This is a genomic window from Wolbachia endosymbiont of Nasonia vitripennis (genome assembly GCF_048054115.1).
Classification (GTDB): Bacteria; Pseudomonadota; Alphaproteobacteria; order Rickettsiales; family Anaplasmataceae; genus Wolbachia.
In genome coordinates this window covers 17,690-34,120 of record NZ_JAFEVF010000010.1, presented here as the reverse complement: position 1 = coordinate 34,120, position 16,431 = coordinate 17,690, and the positions used below count along the sequence as shown (strand labels likewise).

General features: G+C 32.5%; 12 protein-coding genes. 10 read left to right on the top strand and 2 right to left on the bottom strand.

The annotated features are described in order from the left end of the window. From JR053_RS02635 to JR053_RS02590, 10 genes are all read left to right on the top strand, one after another. The coding region (locus tag JR053_RS02635; RefSeq protein WP_416603449.1) for an ankyrin repeat domain-containing protein at window positions 1–1,923 on the top strand (1,923 nt) is incomplete at its 5' end. Between the two features lie 224 nt (window positions 1,924–2,147). Next, the gene (locus JR053_RS02630; RefSeq protein ID WP_416603447.1) at window positions 2,148–2,888 is read left to right on the top strand and encodes an NTP transferase domain-containing protein; all 741 of its coding nucleotides are present in this window, start codon (window positions 2,148–2,150) and stop codon (window positions 2,886–2,888) included. Window positions 2,889–3,012: 124 nt separating this feature from the next. Further along, window positions 3,013–3,966, top strand: coding sequence for an NAD-dependent epimerase/dehydratase family protein (locus tag JR053_RS02625; protein WP_010405477.1), 954 nt, complete (start codon window positions 3,013–3,015; stop codon window positions 3,964–3,966). Beyond that, complete coding sequence (locus JR053_RS02620) at window positions 3,923–6,250, top strand: glycosyltransferase (RefSeq protein WP_010405475.1); 2,328 nt, start codon at window positions 3,923–3,925, stop codon at window positions 6,248–6,250. Before JR053_RS02625 ends, JR053_RS02620 begins: the two co-directional genes overlap by 44 nt. Further along, complete coding sequence (locus JR053_RS02615; RefSeq protein WP_416603444.1) at window positions 6,211–7,887, top strand: WG repeat-containing protein; 1,677 nt, start codon at window positions 6,211–6,213, stop codon at window positions 7,885–7,887. Before JR053_RS02620 ends, JR053_RS02615 begins: the two co-directional genes overlap by 40 nt. A 4-nt stretch (window positions 7,888–7,891) precedes the next feature. Continuing rightward, window positions 7,892–8,881 carry a phytanoyl-CoA dioxygenase family protein gene (locus JR053_RS02610; protein ID WP_416603453.1) on the top strand — a complete coding sequence of 330 codons (990 nt, stop codon included), beginning with the start codon at window positions 7,892–7,894 and terminating at the stop codon, window positions 8,879–8,881. Beyond that, entirely contained in the window at window positions 8,882–10,657 is a 1,776-nt protein-coding gene (locus tag JR053_RS02605) for an ABC transporter ATP-binding protein (protein WP_010405366.1), read from the top strand. It abuts the gene before it with no gap. 1 nt (window position 10,658) lies between these two features. Then, complete coding sequence (locus JR053_RS02600; protein WP_029237675.1) at window positions 10,659–11,708, top strand: threonine aldolase family protein; 1,050 nt, start codon at window positions 10,659–10,661, stop codon at window positions 11,706–11,708. After that, on the top strand, window positions 11,705–12,757 hold the full coding sequence (locus tag JR053_RS02595) for a threonine aldolase family protein (protein ID WP_010405361.1): 1,053 nt from the start codon (window positions 11,705–11,707) through the stop codon (window positions 12,755–12,757). Before JR053_RS02600 ends, JR053_RS02595 begins: the two co-directional genes overlap by 4 nt. Before the next feature lie 127 nt (window positions 12,758–12,884). Further along, on the top strand, window positions 12,885–14,030 hold the full coding sequence (locus JR053_RS02590) for an MFS transporter (RefSeq protein ID WP_010405355.1): 1,146 nt from the start codon (window positions 12,885–12,887) through the stop codon (window positions 14,028–14,030). A gap of 17 nt (window positions 14,031–14,047) precedes the next feature. Here the strand turns inward: JR053_RS02590 and JR053_RS02585 are convergent, their stop codons facing one another. Next, window positions 14,048–15,355, bottom strand: a complete 1,308-nt coding sequence (locus JR053_RS02585; protein ID WP_010405353.1) for a UDP-glucose dehydrogenase family protein — start codon at window positions 15,353–15,355, stop codon at window positions 14,048–14,050. A 47-nt stretch (window positions 15,356–15,402) separates the two neighbouring features. Beyond that, window positions 15,403–16,302: a DMT family transporter gene (locus JR053_RS02580; RefSeq protein ID WP_416603441.1), complete on the bottom strand. Its 900-nt coding sequence runs from the start codon at window positions 16,300–16,302 to the stop codon at window positions 15,403–15,405. Window positions 16,303–16,431 lie beyond the last annotated feature (129 nt).

Sequence of the window (16,431 nt, the reverse complement as noted above, 5' to 3'; positions counted from 1 at the left end):
AGAGAAAGTTTTGATCAAAGAAAAGCTGTTTTTGGACCAAGTCATCCGAGTGTTTTAGATATTTTAAAAAAGATAGAGATGATTAATTTTAGATTTAAGCTTGAGGGTAGCGAAGCATCAGAGGTTCTCCAGCATCTGCAGAAAGATATCAACATTGCTGCTAGTAAAGGTGATATACGAACTGTTCAGCGTCTGTTAAAAGATGGAGCTGATGCCAACGATAAAGATATTGATGGAAGAACACCGTTGCATTACGCTGTTAGCAATGGACACATAGATATTGTAAACATCTTACTAACAAATGGAGCTAACGTTAGTCAAGTTACTAATAAAGGTAATACACCATTACACACTGCTACTTCCAAATGTTACAAAGAAATTGTTGAGGTTCTGTTACAACATATCAGTCGTGATAAATTAAATGACTTTGTTAATGCTAAAACTACTTCTAGTGGTACTACATCACTTCATGTTGCAGCTAAAGGTGGCTCCTTGGAAGTTGTAAAATCTTTATTAAAACATGGTGCAATTTATAAAATTGAGAACAAAGAAGGTAAAATACCTATTGATCTTTCTAAGGACCAAAGAGTTACTAACTTACTGAAATTGATCGAAGAATTGTTTAGAGATATAAAAAATGGTAATGTTGAATCTATCAGCAAGCTAAGAGCAGTAAAACCTGATGAGTTCTTAGCTATAACAAATGCTCGTAATAATCAAGGGAATACATTATTGCAAGTTGCTATAGCCAATAAACATAAGAATATTGCAACTAAATTGTTAAAAATGCTGAAGGAGCCAGATCAAGTTCAATCACAGTTTAGCCCTGAATGTGAGTTGGATCAACTTGAGAAGCTTAAAAGTGCTACAGAGGTGCATATCCGTTTTTCTGAGCTTTACCTTCCTATGTTGCGTAGCATGTCGCAACCATATAGTTCAGAAAAGAATACTTCTCCTTGGAAAACTCTTAAGGAAGGTTCTTATTACCTAGGAAATGCATATCGCTTAGTTGAGGTATACAAAGATTGTGTACCTGGTTCGATAAATAATAAAAGCATACAGTCAGTAAATGATATGCTAGTAGCACTAGAATTTGATCCAAAACACATAACGTCAGGGTATACAGATGAAGCTTACGGTGGGAAGGCTGAATGCTTCGTTTCCAAAGGGCAAGGTACAAAATATTATAAGTTATTGCATAGTGAGTTAAAGAAAGATGTAAGATCGTTCATAGAAATGGTTGAACTTAATATTGACATTCCTGTAAAAAGGTTTTTAGAGTCAATCAATCAGAGGTTACAGTCTGCTTTTTCTGAAAAGTTACTTGAGGCCATAGAAAATGACAATCCTTTAGCGGTTGAGAATTGCATCAAAAGAGGGGTAATTGTTAACTTCAAAGATACCGATGGAAGAACACCATTACACCATGCTGTTAACAACGGCAACATAGATGTTGTAAGTACCTTATTAAAAAATGGAGCTGAAGTTGCTCAAATTACTAACAAGGGCAATACGCCATTACATATAGCTTCTTCCAAAGGTTACAGAGAAGTTGTTGAAGTTTTATTACAATATGTAAGTCGTGATAAATTAAATGACTTTATTAATGCTAGAACAACTTCTGGTGGTACTACATCACTTCATGTTGCGGCTAAAGGTGGCTCCTTGGAAGTTGTAAAATCTTTATTAAAACATGGTGCAATTTATAACATCAAGAATAAAGAAGGTAAAGCACCACTTGATCTTTCTCGAGACCAAAATATTACTAACCTATTGAAATTAGTAGAAGAGCTATTTGAGAATGCAAAAAATGGTAATGTTGAAATGATCAGTAAGCTGAAAGCAATAAAACCCGATGAGCGCGTAGCTGTAACAAATGCTCGTGATGATCAAGTCATTAGTCCAGGTTGTAGTAATCAATAAACACTCAAACCTTGCAAGTAGATTATTAGAAATATTAAAAAGTCCAGATCAGAGTTTACAAGATGTCAGCGTAGAAAATCGAGTAAAGAGTTTAAAGTTATAGCTCTCTTAAATGAAACTCTAATGAGGGTGCCAAGATCTAGAAAATATATAAAAATTACAGTGGGCTTTACATCTTACTAATTATGAATTAACTTACTACCTAATCAATTCCTGAGTTATGTATGAGTAAAATTTTGATAATATTAGCAGCAGGAAAAAGCAGTAGAATGAATTCTGAATATCCAAAAGCGTTGCACCAAGTGGGAAATCTTACTCTTTTAGAACATATAATTTCTAATGCAAAATCGCTGAGTCTAAAAAGCTTATCAATTGTTGTTAACAACTCCCTTCTAAAAGATTTAGAAAACTTTGATACCCTAAAAAGTATAATCGATCAATACAATATAAAACTAATAATTCAAGAAGATATTACAGGTACTGGCACTGCAGTTAAAATTGCTCTAGAAAATCTGGAGGAGTTATCTGATCAAGACATAGTTTTAATACAGTATGGAGACACTCCTTTTATATCTAGTGATACAGTTATGAAAATGACTGATTGTTTAAAGTATAATAATTTAGTTCTTCTTGGATTCAATAGTCAAGATGAACAATATGGAAGATTAGTAATTGATAATTACGGCAATGTTCAAAAAATCCTAAAAAATGGAGATAAAATGCTTCTTGCAAACTCTGGAATAATAGCTTCATATGCTAAAGATCTCTCTACCTTAGTAAAAGAAATAAAATTTAATAATTCGACCAATGAATATTGTCTTAATGATATAGTACCCATTGCAGCAACCAATAACTTGAGTGTAGGTTATGTAGTTACTGATGAAAGAGAAGCAATGGGAGTAAATAATAAAGAGGATTTGGTTAAAGCTGAACACTATTTTCAAGCAACAACTCTTCTTTCATAATCACATTTTTTATTCACTAATTTAAGTTGACATTTGTTTTATACTGGTTTTATAATACCTTTTGATTCTTACTTGTAAGATAATTGGTACGATAAATTTTCCTAGTTGTAGTGAGAGGGTATACATGGGGATATTAATAACAGGTGCTGCAGGTTTGATAGGGTCAGCCTTGGTGAAAAAGTTAGAAAATCAGGGCCATGAAGTAATAAGCTGCGATATTAGGTTTTGCAACAATCCACTCAGTTTTTTTTCAGAAGATATAGTACCACTACTTGCTAAGTGTACAGGAATTATTCATCTGGCTGCAATTTCTCGGGTTATACATGGTGAACTTTATCCTGAACTGTGTAAAAAAATTAATGTTGATGGTACAATGCAGTTTTTAGGGTTATGTAAGTCACTTCCAAATAAACCATGGTTTATATATGCAAGTAGTAGGGAAGTCTATGGAGAGCAGAAGGAACTGCCAGTTACAGAATCTGCTAGTATCGATCCAATAAATAATTATGCAAAAGGTAAAGCATTTATTGAGGAACAAATAACAAGTTCAAAAGATTTTAATGTAGCAATATTACGCTTTTCAAATGTATACGGTGGTTTACTAGATCATAACAGTAGAGTAATTCCTGCACTCTGTATTAATGCATTAAGAGGTGATCCAATTAAAATAGAAGGTAAAGAATGTGTTTTTGATTTTACCTATTTGGATGATGTTATAGAGGGTATATGCTTAACTGTTAAATATTTACAAAGCGAAAAATCTTCTCTTCCTGCTATTCATCTTACTACTAATAGCCCATGTACTTTAGAAAACTTAGCAAAAACAATATTAAAAGTCACGAAAAGTGATTCTAGAATTGATTTTTATCCTCCAAGAAATTTTGATGTAACTAAGTTTCATGGTGATTTTACTAGAGCTAAAGAGCTACTTGGTTGGTCTCCAAAACATTCATTAGAAGTAGGATTAAGTAAATTTATAAAAAGTCTACAAAACAATACACAAGAATATCCTAACAATATAGATATGGTAATATATGAAAATATTAAAAGTTATTCATGGTTACCCTCCTTATTATAGTGCTGGTTCAGAGGTTTATAGCCAAACTCTTGCTCATGAACTAGCAAATAACAATGAGGTACAAGTATTTACTAGGTATGAAAATAGCTTTTTACCTGATTTTTATTACACTACAGTCCTAGATAGTAGTGACTCTCGAATCTTACTGCATTTAATTAATATACCCACAGCTAAATATCGTTACAAATTTATCAATGAAGAAGTAGATATACAATTTAAAAGAGTAATAGATAACTTTCAGCCAGATCTTATACATTTTGGTCATCTTAATCATCTATCAATTACTTTACCAGAAATTGCTTTTAAAGAAAATATACCTACAATTTTTACGCTACATGACTTTTGGTTAATGTGTCCAAGAGGAAGGTTTATTCAACGCAATTCTGAAGATTTGTTACGGCTTTGTGATGGACAAAAGGATCAAAAATGTGCAACTCAATGTTACAAAGGATATTTTACAGGAGATGAAGAATTCCTGAATTTAGACATAAATTATTGGGAACAATGGGTTGCAACTAGAATGAAGCACACAAGGAAAATAATAGACTATATAGATTACTTTATTTCCCCATCGAAATTCTTGATGGATAAATTTACTCAGGATTTTTATGTTCCGATAAACAAAATTTCTTATCTTGATTATGGTTTTGATCTCAATCGTCTTAAGAATAGAAATAGAGCACAAGAAAAAGAGTTTATTTTCGGTTATATTGGTACTCATACTCCCGAAAAAGGTGTCAATCTATTATTGAAAGCTTTTTCTCACTTATCATCTAAAGCAAAACTTAGAATTTGGGGAGCAGCAAGAGAAGAAACTAAAGCTTTAAAAGCGATTGCCGATCAGTTTTCACCTGTTGTTAAAGAAAGAATAGAGTGGATGGGAAGTTATGATAATAAGAATATAGTTACTGACGTATTTAATAAAGTTGATGCAATAGTCGTTCCTTCAATTTGGGGTGAAAATTCACCATTAGTAATACATGAAGCACAGCAACTTAGAATACCAGTTATAACAGCCGATTATGGTGGTATGGCAGAATATGTAAGAGATGGACTATTATTTAAGCACAGAGATGCAAGTAGTTTGTCAGAAAAAATGCAAGTCCTATCTACAAATCAGGAGTTATACAATAAACTTACCCAAAAAGGCTATCCTTATACTGAAAATGGGAATATACCTTCTATGAGTGAGCATATTGAGAAACTTAACAAGATTTACCGTAATGCTATTGAAAAGAAAGGCAAATCAGTAGCTGTGAAACCCGGTCCTTGGAGAATTACTTTTGATACTAATCCAGATTACTGCAATTTTGCTTGTATAATGTGCGAATGTTTTTCACCATACAGCAAAGTTAAAGAAGAAAAGAAAGCTAAAGGAATAAAACCTAAGATACTGTCGATAGAAACTATTAGAAAAGTAATTAAGGAAGCAGCTGGAACACCTTTAAGGGAAATCATTCCTTCTACTATGGGTGAGCCTTTAATGTATAAAAGCTTTGATGAAATAATCAATTTGTGCCATGAGTTCGGTCTTAAGCTTAACCTCACAACCAATGGTTCTTTTCCCATTAAAGGAGCTAGAAAATGGGCTGAACTATTGGTACCAATTTTATCTGATGTTAAGATTTCCTGGAATGGGGCAACTAAAGAAACTCATGAAAGAATCATGAAAGGTTCAAAATGGGAAGTAGTGACAGAAAATTTAAAAACTTTCCTTGAAGTTAGAGATAAATACTTTAGCGATACAGGTGAAAGGTGTACCGTTACTTTACAATTAACATTTTTGGAAAGTAATTTACATGAACTCTATGACATAGTTAAGATGGCCATAAAAAACGGCATAGATAGAGTTAAAGGACATCATCTTTGGGCACATTTTGAGGAAATTAAGGATCTATCTATGAGAAGAGATGAGTTAGCAATTAGTAGATGGAACACGGAGGTGAGAAGGTTATACGAACTTAGAGATAATATTCTATTGCCAAATGGTAAAAAGATAAAATTAGAAAATTTCACAATCCTTTCTCAAGAAGGTATTAAGGATTTGGCTCCAGGTGGTCAATGCCCATTTTTAGGTAAAGAAGCATGGATAAACAATGAAGGAAAGTTTAGTCCTTGCTGTGCTCCAGATGAACTCCGTAAGACATTAGGAAATTTTGGTAATGTTAATGAGGTTAAACTCGAGGAAATATGGCAGAGTAGTGAGTACCTAAGCTTACAAAAGAATTATTTAAATTACAAATTATGCAAAACATGCAACATGAGAAAACCTTTGATCAATTAATCAAAGATAATCTTAAATCTATTAAAATTTCACCGTGTGAGAGTTTTCACGAATTACTAGGAAATCCTTTGTATGAAAATAGGTTTATAAAGGTTGGTAAATTTCATGAGCCCGGTCTTACACCGGTTTATGATCAGACAGGTGCTTATCATATCAATGTGAGAGGAGAAGCAGTTTATCATCATAGATTTCTAAAAACTTTTGGATTCTACTTCAATAGAGCAGCCGTAGAAGATGATACAGGGTGTTACCATATTGATTCATCTGGATGTAGAGTATACAAACAGTCGTATCAATGGATTGGAAATTATCAGGAAGATGCTTGTGTAGTTAGAAGACATGATAAATGTTTTCATATTAATTTAAATGGCAACAGGATTTATCAGGAGGAATATGATTATGTTGGAGATTTTAAGGATGGTATCGCTGTAGTCTATAAGGATGGCAAAGCTACACATATTAATCATCATGGAAAGTTAGTACATAATAAATGGTATAAAAAACTTAATGTTTTTCATAAAGGGTATTCTATTGCAGAAGATCAACATGGTTGGTTTCATATAGATATTAATGGTGATCCTGTTTACCAGCAGAGATTTAAAATGGTAGAAGCATTCTATAATGGCATGGCAAAGGTTGAAACTTTTGAAGGTGTGTTAGGACAAATCAATATTACCGGAAATGTAAAGTTTAGTATTTTTGATTTAGGTAAAGAATCTCAAGTGCATAGGATTTCTGCAGAACTTTCAGCCTTTTGGAAAACTTACCTAACAAGCGTTGCTATTGAACTTGATTTGTTAAATATTTTACCTGCAACTATGCCAGTTTTATCTAAAAAGTTAAACATTATCGTACCAAATCTAGAAAGGCTGTTAAGGGCGTTGTGGGAAATAGGGTTTATTGATTACGATAAGGACAAGGACTTATGGCAACTATCATCAAAAGGTAAGTGTTTTAAGGAAATACCATTTTTGCCAAAAGCAGCAACGATGTGGGCAAGAGTTGCCGCTGAAAAGAATTGGTTAAAGATTGCCGATATACTAAAACAGAAGTCCATCTCTTCATTTGAATCTTTTAAGGAAAGAGAAGCATCAGAAGATAAGAAAATAGCGTTTTACCAAGCATTGCTAGGATATTCTAGGTTTGATACTAAAGAGTTTAATTCTAGGATTAATATAGATGGTGCTAAGAATATATTGCTATTTGGTGTACACTCTTTATTTCTTGCTTATTCTGATATACACAATAAAGGTTCTATAGGCCTATATAACGAACATAAAGTACCAAGACAGTTAGTAGAAAATTTAAAAGTCAAACTTATAACTCAGGAAGAACTATCAGTTACAAATTATGAATTAGGTGTCTTTTGCCGCTTTCTGCAGCATTATGATGATGATAAAGTATTATCTTATTTAAAATTGGTCAAAGGAATATCTCGTATTTTATTGATAGAAACTATTTTAGATTACCGCTCTCCAACTGGAGGCTCTGTAGATATTAATGTCATGGTTGAAACAGGAGGTAAACTAAGAACATTAAGCGATTGGGAAAAAATATTAAAACAAGTAAAAGGATTCAAAATTTTTGCTGTTGTGCCTTTAACAGATTACTTATCAGTCATTGATGTCAGGTATTAATCATATGGAAATACTACAAAAAAATGGTTTTTTTATTATCAAAAATCTGGTTCCTTTAAAGCTAATAACTCAGTCTTTAAGTGATATAACAAATAAGATATCAGAGCTATCCCAAGAACTAAGTGTTTCAACTTCTGACTACTTAAACTGTACCGGCAGATGGGGCACGTCATCTCAAGTAACTAGAATTATCTCTCAAGCATTAGATGCAATTATTAAAAATTACCTTGAAAAGTCACTTCAGTGTCAGATACTGCAGAAAAAATCAAATGTTATATGTAAAACTGCTGATTTAATAGATGCAGTTCCCTTCCACCAAGACATCTCCTATAGTTTCAATGATCCTTACCACTTTTCTGTTTGGTTAGCTTTGAATAATGTAAGTGAAACTTCAGGTGCACTGCAAATTATAGAAAACAGTCATAAATGGGAAATACAGCCTTTAGTTGATTTTTGGTACCCATATTTTTTTGATCAGTACTCAAATAATCGGGAAAATTACAAAATCAAGTCATTACCTATTTCAGCAGGAGATGCAATAGTTTTTGATTCACGGTTATGGCATGGTAGTGATAAGAATACAGATGCTAAAGATAGATTTGCTTATGTAACAAGGTGGATTATAAAAGATCAAGATCTTCCCTATGTGCCAAAACCTCAGCCTTCAGTTTTTGGTATACTCAATTGTGGTGAGTTAACAGAATCTGTACTGAGAGAATGCTTGTCATTGTTTGGCTACCAGGAAAGTGTAAAAGCAAAAAACATGGAAGAACTTATCAAGAGCTGGTTAGCCTTTATTACAGACACAACTACAAATATTTCTGAGATCGACACTACTGAGGCTAAGCGAGATTTATATAAGCTGCTTATTCTAAATCAAGCATCAGCACTACATGATGCTGGAGACATCTCAGGAAAAATATACAAAAATTTATGGTTTTCACTACTTGTATTTCTCAATAAAAAAGTCAAAGTAGTGGAGCTAGCATTGTAAATGAACAGAAGTAGAGTTGATAGCTTCAAATGTGTATTGATGTTCATCTTGAATATAGTATCTAAATTCAAGCTTAATGTAATTATAATGTCTTTAGTTGCTCTGGTGGTAGCTGTTGATTTGTCTTTTAGAAAGTATTTAGTAAAAAATATTCTAGATACAGCTGTAAAATATCAGGAAGGTAATGTAATTGAAAATCTTTTATTACCTGTAAGCGCTTATCTTGGCATGGCATTACTTATCACTACTGCTTTTAGATTCTATGGCTATTTTGTTGACATTCGAATGTTTACCTTAATGCGTCAAAAAATAGCTGATATATCTTTTTGTAGGCTACTCCAACAAGACCATTCCTATTATCAGAACAATTTATCTGGAAGCTTAGTACATAAGGTCAGTAGCTTAATGGATAGTGTGATAGAGTTAATAAGATTGCTTATAGATTGTTTTTTCGGTTACAGTATAGCATTAGTCTTAGCTATTTATACCTTATCATTAGTAAACATAAAGTTTGCAATCGCTACATTCACTTGGGTAAGCATTTTTATTTTAGTCTCGATTTTCAGCTTTCGTGTACTTACTGAACTAGCTGATAATTACTCTAAACAAAATTCAAAAGTAATAGCTAGTATAGCAGATAGTATTTTAAATGTTATATCAGTAAGGTTATTTTCTCAGCAAGCACATGAGAGACACAAATTTTTTCAAATATGCAAGAAAAGAACTATTGCAGAGAGAAAATTACAATGGGCATACTTTTGGCTTTGGTTTATATATGGCTATTCATTTGATATACTCCAAGCAGTAAACTTGTATTTTTTAATTCATGATTATCAATTGAACAAGATCGCAATAGGAGATATTGCCCTTGTACTTGGAATTAATATATCGATTATAGAGTTTCTTAACCATCTAACTAGAAATCTTACCCAATTTTCTACTCATTTCGGCAAAGTTTCAGATGCATTGCCAATCTTGAATACCGTACCAGAAATTCAAGATAAGGAAAATGCTAAAGAATTAAATTTATTAAGTGGAAGAATAACGTTTAACAATGTTTCTTTTTCTTATGAAGGTCAGGAGCCATTATTTCAAGATTTCTCAGTTACCATTAATCCTTGCGAAAAGGTAGGTCTAGTTGGTTATTCTGGAGGTGGTAAATCTACTTTTATAAACTTAATCCTAAGGCTATTTGATGTTAAAAAAGGTAATATAGAGATTGATAATCAAATAGTATCAGAAGTTACACAGAATTCTTTGAGGCAACAAATATCTGTAATACCTCAAGACCCATTGTTATTTCATGATACTATTTTAGCAAACATCATATATGGTAGACTTCAATCTACTATCGAAGAAATAATGAGAGCTGCAAAGCTGGCTGGTATTCACGATTTCATTATGACTCTACCAGATCAATATGGAACTACAGTCGGAGAAAAAGGCATCAAACTATCTGGAGGAGAAAGACAAAGAATAATAATAGCAAGGGCATTTTTAAAAAACGCTCCAATATTATTTCTTGATGAACCAACTAGTCAGTTAGATTCTATAACAGAAAAAACAATTCAAATGAGTTTATTTAAACTGATGCAAAATAAAACTACGATTACTATAGCACACCGTATTTCTACACTTTTACACATGGACCGAATTCTAGTATTTAACAAAGGAAAAATTGTCCAAGATGGTAAACATGCTGAACTAGTTTCTAAGCAAGGTCTTTACAAGGAACTTTGGAATGCTCAAATTGGTTGTTTGAATGGCAAAAAATAAGATGGAAAAAATTATTGATCTGAGAAGTGACACTACAACTCTGCAGAGCTCCAACGTTATATATGCAATAAGTAATGCAACTGTTGGAGATTTTGCTTATGGTGAAGACAAAAGCTGTAATGACTTATCAGAATATTGCAAACAATTATTCAAAGTAGAAGAAGCATTATTTGCAACCAGCGGTATGCTTGCAAATAGATTAGCCATTGCCAGTCAAACAAGTCCTGGTGATGAACTAATAACTCATTATAATTATCACGTTAATTTTTTCGATAGCGCAGGCAATGCAAAAGTAAATAATATCGTATTTAATTGTATTAGAAATAATAGCGGAATCTTAGATGTTGCTGAAGTAGAATATGCTATTAATTCTAAGCCAAGGTACAAAATTTTTGCTCAGGTGAGTCTTGTTTCTATAGAAAATAGTATAAACGGGTTTAATGGTAAAATTTATCCTTTTGAAAAACAAGTCGAGTTATATCACTTTTTAAAAGCTCACAATGTAAATCTTCATTTAGACGGTGCAAGAATATTTAATGCTCATGTCGAAACAAATATTGCTTTAGCAGATTATGCTAAATATGTGGATACAATGAGCTTTTCTTTTACCAAAGGACTTGGAGCTCCTTTTGGTTCAATGCTTATGGGTAAAAGAGAGATAATTGAAAGGGCTAAAAAGCTACAGGTTTGGCTAGGTAGTGGTTATCATCAGATAGGGTATTGTGCTAATGCAGCAAAGTATGTACTACAGAACAATATTTCTAGGCTTAAAGAAGACAATAAACTCGCCAAACTGTTTGCAGACAAGATTAAGGAAATTCCACACATAAAACTGGTACTACCTTATCCAGAAACTAATATAGTAAGCTTTAGTATAAAAGCACTAAATGTAACTAATGAGGTTTTCTTGAGTAAGTGCCAAGCTTATGGTTTATTGCTTTTTCCTTGGCTCGAGTCTCATATAAGAGCAGTTACCCATCTTGGCACAAAGGAAACAGACATCATGAAAGCTGCTGAAATTATAAAGGAGGTTGTGTTAAATTTAATATGAGAGTAAAAATAGATTTCTTTAGCGATTCAAACACTGACCCTTCAGCTAAAATGAGGGAAGCGATGGCTAAAGCAAAAGTTGGAAACGAAGCTGCATGTGAAGATCCAACTGTGAACGAATTAGTGGCAACCGCATGTAAAATATTAGGTAAACCTGCAGGAATCTTTTTGATTTCAGGAACGATGTCCAATGTAATTGCTTATAAAGTACACATTCAAAGACCTGGTGATTACTTGCTGCTTGATGAAACTTCACATCCACTCATAGTACAATCTGGCTTGATCGCAGCCCAGGCACATGCTACTCCTTTGCCCATCAAAGGTACAAGAGGAATATTTACTGGAGAACAAATTGTTGAGTTTATTACTCGTCCTAGTTTAAGAAATATTCCGAGAGTTGGGCTTGTTTCTATCGAACAAACGACAAATTTTGGTGGTGGAGCTGTGTGGCCTTTAGAATATATTCAAGAGATCTCAAGTCTCTGCAAAGAGAATGACATATTCACTCATTTAGATGGAGCAAGACTGTTCAACGCTTGTGCTCATACTAAAATATCTCCAAAGGAGTATGCAAGTTATTTTGATTCGGTATTCATTGATTTTAGTAAAGGATTAGGTGCTCCAATGGGCGCAATATTGCTTGGAAGTGAAGATTTTATTGAAAAAGCTTGGTACTATAAGTTTCAAATTGGCGGAGGTATGCACCAAGCTGGCATTATTTCAGCTGCATGTTTATATGCTCTACGTAATAATGTAAATTCTTTAGAAGAAGATCATAAAAAAATGCAGCACCTTATAGAAGGCCTAGACTCCATAGATCAAGTTATAATTGATATCGACCTGTATAAAACTAATATAGCGTATTTTTCATTACGTACTAATTGTATATCTACTCAAGAATTAATAAACGTACTAATGACAAATTATGGAATTAGAATGGCTAACATCAAAGGTAAAATCAGAGCTATAACACATAGAGATATAAGCTATGAAGATATTAATACTACTGTATCTGCTATAAGAAAGATACTAAGTAATTTTCTGCACTAATTGTTTGCAAACTTCTTGTCAAACAATATTATACCAATATAGTATTATGCTAGCATCTGCATAGAGCTATTTGGGAATAGGTGTGAACTTTGTCTTCTTTCAATATTTACTATTCTTCTGTGGATATATGCTGCTTTATTTATCAAGACAAAGTATACCAATTGCTCTACCACTGTTAATAGATACTGACCATGTAAAATTAAGCTATTTTTTTGCCTGCTTTTCTTTTTTTTATGGAGTATCAAAATTTGTTAATGGAATAATAATGGACTCCAAAAATAATCCATTATTTATGTTTGGGCTATGCAATATTGCAACTGGATTATTAACCATTGGTATAACTTTATCATATAATAATCTAACTTTATTACTGTTAACATTAATATTATTAGCTTGGACACAAGGGTTAGGTTGGCCAGCTATTACCAAGTTTATGGTTACAAACTCTAGCATCTCTTCAATTGCATCATCATGGGGAGTTATGAGCGCATCTCAGCAACTTGGTTCTTGTATTACTTTAATTGTATTACCAAGTATAATTAAAATATATGATGCAAAAAGTGCATTTTTGTACTCTGGTTTCTTATGCTTACTTTTTGGAATTTATATAATATTAAAGGCATATTACAAAGAAAGTGCCAACTTTACTACCTATTATAAGGTGCAGAAATCTCAAATAGGTATCAAGGTAACAAGTTCCATATGGTTTCTATGTTGTGCTACTTTTTGTGCTTATATTATAAAAATGGGAATCTTCTTTTGGTTTCCTATAATTTTAAAGAATAAATTACAAATTTCTCTTGTACAATCCTCACTAATAACAGGCGTATATGATTTAGGTGGAATCCTTGGAACTTTAATCACAGGAAGAATTAGTGATATGTACTTCTTTCAAAATAGAAGCTTGCTGGCATCACTTTATATGTTGGGTATAGCACTCACTTTTATTGCAATGAACTTTGGTCAAAACATAATTCTTATGAACCTTGGTGCAATCTTATCAGGATTCTTTATATTTGGAGTGCAAGTACTGACAGGTGTTATAGCTGTAGAAATTGCTCCACAAAATAATGTATGTGCAATTGTAAGCTTAACAGGATTATTTGGGTATATTGCAAGTTCAATATTTTCATGCGTGCTCTTAGGAGTACTTGTTAAGCACTGTGGTAACAGTATTATGTTTTCATTTTTTTCCATTTGCTCTGTTGTTGCACTCGTTTGCTTTTCCATACTATCAAGCAAAGATCTAAAAAAACTAAGTAAAGCGGTGTAAAAAAAATTTCTCAACAGTTAAACTTTGTAGATAGATTTTTTACCCAAGGAATAAACATGGTAACCATATCTTAGTAATAGCTCGCTATCTAATAAATTACGGAAATCAAAAACATTAGGTGCAGCCATAATACTCTTTAAACTTGCAAAATCTTGATTTTTAAATTCTTTCCACTCCGTTAACAATAACAAGGCTTCCGCGTCCCTTGCAGCCCCTATAGCATTGTCCGCGTATTCTATATCCTTTAGAACTTGCCTAGCATTATCCATCCCCATTGGGTCATATGCAGTAATTTTAGCCTTGTTATTCACTAACAATTGTGCAATATCTATAGCTGGGCTATTTCTTACATCATCAGTATCAGACTTAAAAGTTAGCCCCCATATTGCTATTTTTTTATTTTGGATTCCATTTAATACATATTCTACCTTTTTAGCAATGTTTGTTATATGATTATAGTTAGATTCCTTAACTGAATTTAAAATTTGTAGCTTAACATTGTGGTCTTCAGCAAGCCTTATTAAAGCTGACAAATCTTTAGGAAAACATGATCCTCCAAATCCTGGACCAGCTTTGAGAAATTCCTTACCTATTCTATGATCCATTCCCATACTGTTAGCTAAAAGGTCAATGTCTGCTCCTAATAGCTCACATAAACCTGCCATCTCATTGATAAAAGCAACCTTTGTTGCTAGAAAAGCATTAGAAGCATATTTAATCATTTCAGCAGTAACTGTATCAGTGACTATTAACGGAATATTCTTATCTATAAATGATTTATATATAACTTCTAGTTTTGCCCTAGCTAGCTTAGTTTTTACTCCTATTATTATCCTATCTGGGTATAAAAAATCTGATACTGCAGAGCCTTGCTTGAGAAACTCTGGATTAACCCCCAAATCAAAGCTATAGCCCTTATTAGATAAATAATTATATATATTTTCTGCAGTACCAGGAGGAACAGTTGACTTTATCACTATTAAGCAATCTTGATTAACTCTCTCAGAAACTTCACTTACTGCATTATATACATTCTTTAAATTTGCATTTCCTAGGGAGTCTGATGGAGTATCTACAGTTATAAATACTACTTCTGTATTGGGATTTATTTGAAAATACGAATCGAAAAATCTTATCCTTTGTGACTTTATATTATTCTCTAAATAATCTGCTAATCCAGGTTCATATAGAGGAATTTTCCCTGATTTCAAAAGTTCAATCTTCTCAGTATTTATGTCAATGCAATCAACTTTATGGCCCTGCTCCGATAACACTGTACCAGATACTAAACCTACATACCCTACTCCTATAATAGTTATGTGCATTTTATTATCACCTTAAAAATATAGCTTAGCATCTAAAATAAATACCATTAACAATTATAAACTTTTGTTGTTACATTATTTTTCTTAATTGCCTTACCTTCCGAATAAGCTATAAATAAGGTTGATGGTATTAATATCAAAGTACCATATAAAGCACTTTTATCAGGTAATTCATTAAATATAATGTATGTTACTATTGCAGAAATTATTAGCTCTATGTATCTATACGGTGCAAGTGCAGTAGCATCAGTAAGAGCAAAAGCTTTTAACATGAAGAACAGAATTAGGTTTGAACTTATTCCTAAAATCAGCAGTAATACTAACTCCAACAAGGAAGGCATATGCCAATAAAATAACAAAGGTGGAGTAGAAAAAATAGTTGTCGTTAGAGCTGAATAAAATAACATACTTATTACTGACTCTTTTATTACAAGTTTCTTATTAAGTATATCTAATATAGCAAAGATCAATGCAGATACAATAAAAATAAGAATTTTAGGATTAAAATCTTCACTATGAGCTTTGGTAGTAATAGCAATACCAACAAAGCCAATAACAGTTACTATCCATCTTTGCCAAATTATATTTTCGTTTAGCAAAGGGATTGCAAGAAGTATAACAAATAATGGTATAGAAAAACTTATAATCGTTGCAGTTACTATGGGGAAAACAGTCAACCCGTAAGTCCATAAGGTCATTCCACAAAACAACAACCCACCCCTGGTTATTTGAGTAGATATTTGACTTGTTTTAAAAGTTTCTATTCCATAGTAAAACATAAAAGGTACAAGGGTAATAGTGGTAAACAGAAAGCGGAAAAAAATTATTTCAAAACTCTGAAGATGTAAACTTAGATATTTTGATATAGTATCATTAGCTACACTACTAAGTAAGCTAAGTATAAACCAGATAACCCCAAACAAATAAGCTCTCAATCTGTAATCCATAAAGCTTCTGATTTAATAGATACGATGTACTCATATAATTTTACTACAAAACTAATAATATAAAAGTTTTCTGATGTACGTCCCCAGAATGTGATCGTAAGGGTTCATTATAAATAATTCGGGAAATTT

Coding starts and splice junctions, on each gene's coding strand:
- JR053_RS02630 (WP_416603447.1), top strand. CDS start 2,148: ATGAGTAAAATTTTGATAATATTAGCAGCAGGAAAAAGCAGTAGAATG.
- JR053_RS02625 (WP_010405477.1), top strand. CDS start 3,013: ATGGGGATATTAATAACAGGTGCTGCAGGTTTGATAGGGTCAGCCTTG.
- JR053_RS02620 (WP_010405475.1), top strand. CDS start 3,923: ATGAAAATATTAAAAGTTATTCATGGTTACCCTCCTTATTATAGTGCT.
- JR053_RS02615 (WP_416603444.1), top strand. CDS start 6,211: ATGCAAAACATGCAACATGAGAAAACCTTTGATCAATTAATCAAAGAT.
- JR053_RS02610 (WP_416603453.1), top strand. CDS start 7,892: ATGGAAATACTACAAAAAAATGGTTTTTTTATTATCAAAAATCTGGTT.
- JR053_RS02605 (WP_010405366.1), top strand. CDS start 8,882: ATGAACAGAAGTAGAGTTGATAGCTTCAAATGTGTATTGATGTTCATC.
- JR053_RS02600 (WP_029237675.1), top strand. CDS start 10,659: ATGGAAAAAATTATTGATCTGAGAAGTGACACTACAACTCTGCAGAGC.
- JR053_RS02595 (WP_010405361.1), top strand. CDS start 11,705: ATGAGAGTAAAAATAGATTTCTTTAGCGATTCAAACACTGACCCTTCA.
- JR053_RS02590 (WP_010405355.1), top strand. CDS start 12,885: ATGCTGCTTTATTTATCAAGACAAAGTATACCAATTGCTCTACCACTG.
- JR053_RS02585 (WP_010405353.1), bottom strand. CDS start 15,355: ATGCACATAACTATTATAGGAGTAGGGTATGTAGGTTTAGTATCTGGT.
- JR053_RS02580 (WP_416603441.1), bottom strand. CDS start 16,302: ATGGATTACAGATTGAGAGCTTATTTGTTTGGGGTTATCTGGTTTATA.